Genomic DNA, 4,857 nt, shown 5'->3' on the forward strand with positions numbered 1-4,857 from the left:
CTTACAGGCTCAAGTGAAATTCCTAACAATCCTTTTTACTTTGGAGAATTAAATCAAGATAATGCCATAAAACAAGATACACCTAGTTATTATTTTTCTCCTAAAGATGAAGATAGTGGCAAAGGAAAACTTAGCATCTTTTATAAAAATGATGAACTTTGCTTGCTTAATTATTCTATTATAGAAAATTCTTTAAATATCAAATTAGAATGTTTAAGCAAGCAAAGCTTAGAGTATAAAGATTTGATTTCAAACACTCTAAAAGAACAAAAAACCATACAAATAAATAAAAAACAAGCTATAGCTAAACTTCATGCCCTTTTAGAAAATCAAAACCTAGAATGTATCCATGGGGGTAAAGTCATACTTCAATCAAACAAAGGAAAAACTTTTAAAGATGGTGGTGTGCCTATTATGCTAGAAAGTGATTTACTTAATTCTAGCATAAGTGGCTGTCCTAATACCATTGCAAATGTAAGCTATCCTTGCACTAAGGTAGTAGATGTTAAAGGCTCTTTATCTCAAAAGAAAGTTAATAATGAATACGTAATCTTACAAGAACTCATCTCAGCTTGTATTAGTGATAAAGGCTTTCCTTTAAAAGTAAGCTTTGTACCTACTAAGTTTAAATTTGATCATAGTTTTAATCCTAAGGAAGGCTTAGCAAAGCAAAGCAAAAGCCAAACAAAGCTAAAAGAGCCTATAATAAGACTTCATTATAAAAGTGATAGATTTCAAAAAGATAACCTACCTATCTATAATCTTTTGATCAATAATGAAAAAAAAGAACAAAATAAAGCTTTAAGTGAATTAAATATAGATCAAAAAGATTTAAAAGATATAGAAGATGTTAATATTCTTAATCAATTCAAACAAGACTTTAGTAAAGATTATGAATTTAAAGAATTAAATTTTAGTTTTGATACTAATTTAATCAAACTTTATTTTATTATCCCAAAAAATATTGCTAAAGTTTATAAAAGTGCTTATAAAGAATTTGAATATAAAGATTTGGGAGCAGGGTATTTTACACAGCTACATGAGTATGATAAAATCATCAAAAATTCCCTAGAAGATAATAAAGAATTAAACGAATATCATTTTAGTTTTTTAGCTCCTGCTAAAATGCAAAATTTAAAATTTCAAATCGCAAATGGACTAGATGAGATCTTAGAAGATGAAGATAGAAAACAAGAGCTTTATGTTTGTAAATTTGTAGTAGTGAATGGGATTAAAATATGAAAATAAAAGATTTCACCTTAATTACATCAAATCATAATTTGGAAATTGAGTTAAAAAATCTTACCGAAAATGCTAATAAAATTATTTTTATATGTGGTGATTTTGATGGATATAAAGAAGCTAAGAATTCTTTGTATAAGACACTACATACTATTGAATATAAATTTAAAATTAACAAGAAAAAAACTTTTAAAATCATACATTTAAATCAAGCTAATAAAGATGAAATCACAAAAGAACAAAAATTTAGTTCTGATAAAAATTTATCTAGTATTAAAAAAATTATCTTTAATAATTTAAATTTTTTAAATGATGTAATCAATCAAAACAAAAATAAAACGCTCAATAAAATTATTGATGAGAGTAATGAAGAAAATATTGAAAATTTTTTAAAAGGAGTTCAAAAAGAATTAAATACATTATTAAAAAATACCAAAGAATCTGATTATTTTGAGCAAGAGATTAAACCAAAGATACAACTTACCCTAGATACACTTTTTAATACATTTTTAAAAAATATTACTCAATCTAATGATGATGAATATAAGCAAATTATTAGAGCTATAGCAAAATTTTTTATTAATATATTAGATTCTGTAACCAATCTTAAAAAACCTATCTCTTTAGTCAAAAAAAATCCTTATGTTTTTGTTGTAAATACATTATTTGAAGCTTATAATTCTTCTTCTGACTATCAAGAGCATAAGGAACAAAAATATTATTATGATTTTGCTTATCCACTTTTAGAGCTTATTACTAGTAAGCTTTATCCTATTATCGCTTTGTGCAATGAAGAAATTTTATCTGATGTATTGATTATAGATGATAAAGTATTATTAGATTTTTCATCTTATTCTAATGCACCTTCTATTAGTCTTTATAAAAATAGTTTTTATAAAGTTATTTTAGATGAAGAATTTCAAGGTATTTTTGATCATTTTTTAGAAAATAATCCAAAAATTGAAAATGAAAAGTTAGATAATACGCTTTTGATTAATTCTAGTTTAAAAAATTTTGATACAACATTAAAAAAAGCAATCAATTCAAATATCTCTGAACTTAATCATTTCTTTTATGCAGAATATCCTGATTTAAATTCTTCCATACTAGTAGAAATGATACTAGATAAAAAAAATACTGATCAAATCAATACAACAAAAATGGGTAAAAATTATTTGTTTATTACTAATCCACCACAGCTTAACAATGCAGCACTTTGTGAAGATTTGTATCAAAAAAAATTAGGAGCAATAATAAAAAATCGTCCTAAAGCTCTTACAAAAAATGAAAAACTTGGATTAAAAGAACAATTTCCTAGTAAAAGAGATTATGGCTCTTATTTTATAGAAAGAGATGTTAAAAAGGAAGATGATTTTGTATTGCAGCTTTGTCCTTTTGTGAAACTTGATGGACAGATTTATCAAAAATATAAAAGGTATTTTAATTTTTATAATCAACCATATTCTTGGATGAAACTTTATTTATTGGAATATATAAACGAACGATTGGAATATGAAAAAGTTGAGCAAGATTTTGCTTATATTGATAGCTTTTTTAAATTACCCAAAGAACTGGAAGAAATTAGCGAAAAAGAAAAAGAAAAAGTAAAAGAATATATCGGGCTTTTTAATAATTATTTAGATAATATCAATTCTGATTATGATCAAATGCAATTTTTTCTTGAGTTAGAGTCATCAATATCCAAAACATATGAAAATGTAGATTTTAAGAAATACTCACCTTTAACGGTTGTTTTATTGACTTTAACTTTGTATGTTTTACAAAAAGACTTAGCTTCTACACAAGAATATTCTCTTGGTGTTAAAAATATTGTAATTCCAAATCCAGATTATGGTGATAAAGAAATTTCACTTAATTACCAAAAGATTAAAATACCAAATTATTTTAATGAGTATATTTCATTTATCCCTGATGATATTTATTTTTATGATAATGATAAAAAAATTTACATCTTTTTATCTAAAGAATTAAATAAAAATAAAAAAGAAGATGAAGTTATCTATTTAGATGAATTAGCTAAAGCTATGTTTGAAAATGATTTTGAAGAAGATGATCAAACTTATGTGAATTTTTTAAAAACCTTAAATGAAAGCTTTGATGAGGAAATTGAATTTAAAGAAAATACACAAACAGATAAAACTCTTCCTTTGAAAAAAGATTTAGATAAAAGTATTCAAGAAATTATGCTTGATAATGAACTTGCAAAATTATCTATAGATATCACTTTTTTTAATATCATTAAGCAACTTTTTCCTTTTGCAGAATTTTTTATGAGCCAGCCTGATTTTTTTAAAAAAATGATTTTATTTTTTATAAATTCAAGCTTTGATAAAAAGCATTATGGCAATAAATTATTTTCTAGTTTTAAAGCACATTTTTTTAAAGAACTAGGGATATTTTATGCACTTAATCCTAAAGGACATTTTATAAAAATTAATCCAAAAAGTAAAAAGCCACTCAATAAGCTTTTTTTATATCAAATAGGAACAAATTATTATTATTTTAATCAATTAGAATATGCAAGCGAGTTAAAAAAGTCAAAGAGTTTTTCAAGATTGGATAAAGCTAAGCAAATTCATTTGATATCAAAAGTAAAAAAACAATTAGCTATCGATTTTTCTATTAAAGTAAGTAAAAATTTAAGTATAGATGTGTTAAAAAATTTAGCAGGATCTTTTATCGATACACTTTTGCCTACAAATTATGAAAGATTAAAAATTTTATATGAAAAACTAATGTATGAAAAATTTACTTACAATTATGATTTTCCTTTAGCTGTAAAAAAAGAAGAATACTTAACCTATCCTTTATTGATAAATTCTAGATTTATGAGTTTTGATTTATCTGAGTTTATTTTTGGTTCTTTATTATGCACAGGTGGGCTTAATTATTATCCTAGTATTGCTTGTGCTACGACTTCAAGCAAAGCTAGGGAATTTGCCTTAAAAAGACTTTTATCTTATATTATTTTAGATGAGAAAAGAAGTGCTTTTAAGGAAGATAAAATCAATGAGGGCAAATACATCTTAAATGATATGGAATTTTTTGAAGAAAACAATATAGAACTTAGAAAATGTAATATATATAAGCTAGAGCATTTTCAAAGAAAAGAAGAGTATAAAACACAACACCCAGTGATAAAACAACACCCTATCTTAGCTTATAATGATACTATACAAATTTTATATGAATATGCAAATGGTATTTATAATACTACTCAAGATGAAAAGGGTAGGTTCATAGAAGATAGACAAAAAGCAAGAAGATTAATGGAAAATTTAGAAGCTATAGGACAGCATAATTTAGAAGTGATGTATAAGGGGGTAAATAATAAAGATGTTGATAATGAAAGAAATAGAAGAAAAGATAAAGAAGATTTTAATGATATTAATAAAATACAAGATTATTCCAACAAATTCATAGGCAGACTAGCCACTACTATAATCATGGAAGATGGTTTGTATATAGGATGAAAGGATAAAAATGAGTGGTAATAAAGATATTTACGAGATTTATACTTCTAATGGACTTATATTAGAAGTTGATAAAAATACAAATCAAATTATATTTGATAAAAGAAAAGATGGGCGTGAA

2 protein-coding genes are annotated in these 4,857 nt (G+C 24.4%); both read left to right on the forward strand.

Features of this window, described 5'->3' with window-relative positions:
* A partial coding sequence (locus L8X33_RS08390; RefSeq protein WP_263670461.1) for a hypothetical protein occupies positions 1–1,242 on the forward strand: 1,242 nt, incomplete at its 5' end.
* Entirely contained in the window at positions 1,239–4,736 is a 3,498-nt protein-coding gene (locus L8X33_RS08395) for a hypothetical protein (RefSeq protein WP_263670463.1), read from the forward strand. The genes L8X33_RS08390 and L8X33_RS08395, both read left to right, overlap by 4 nt.
* The last annotated feature ends 121 nt before the right edge of the window (positions 4,737–4,857 follow it).

Source organism: Campylobacter sp. CNRCH_2014_2849 (assembly GCF_025772845.1).
Lineage (GTDB): Bacteria > Campylobacterota > Campylobacteria > Campylobacterales > Campylobacteraceae > Campylobacter_D > Campylobacter_D lari_D.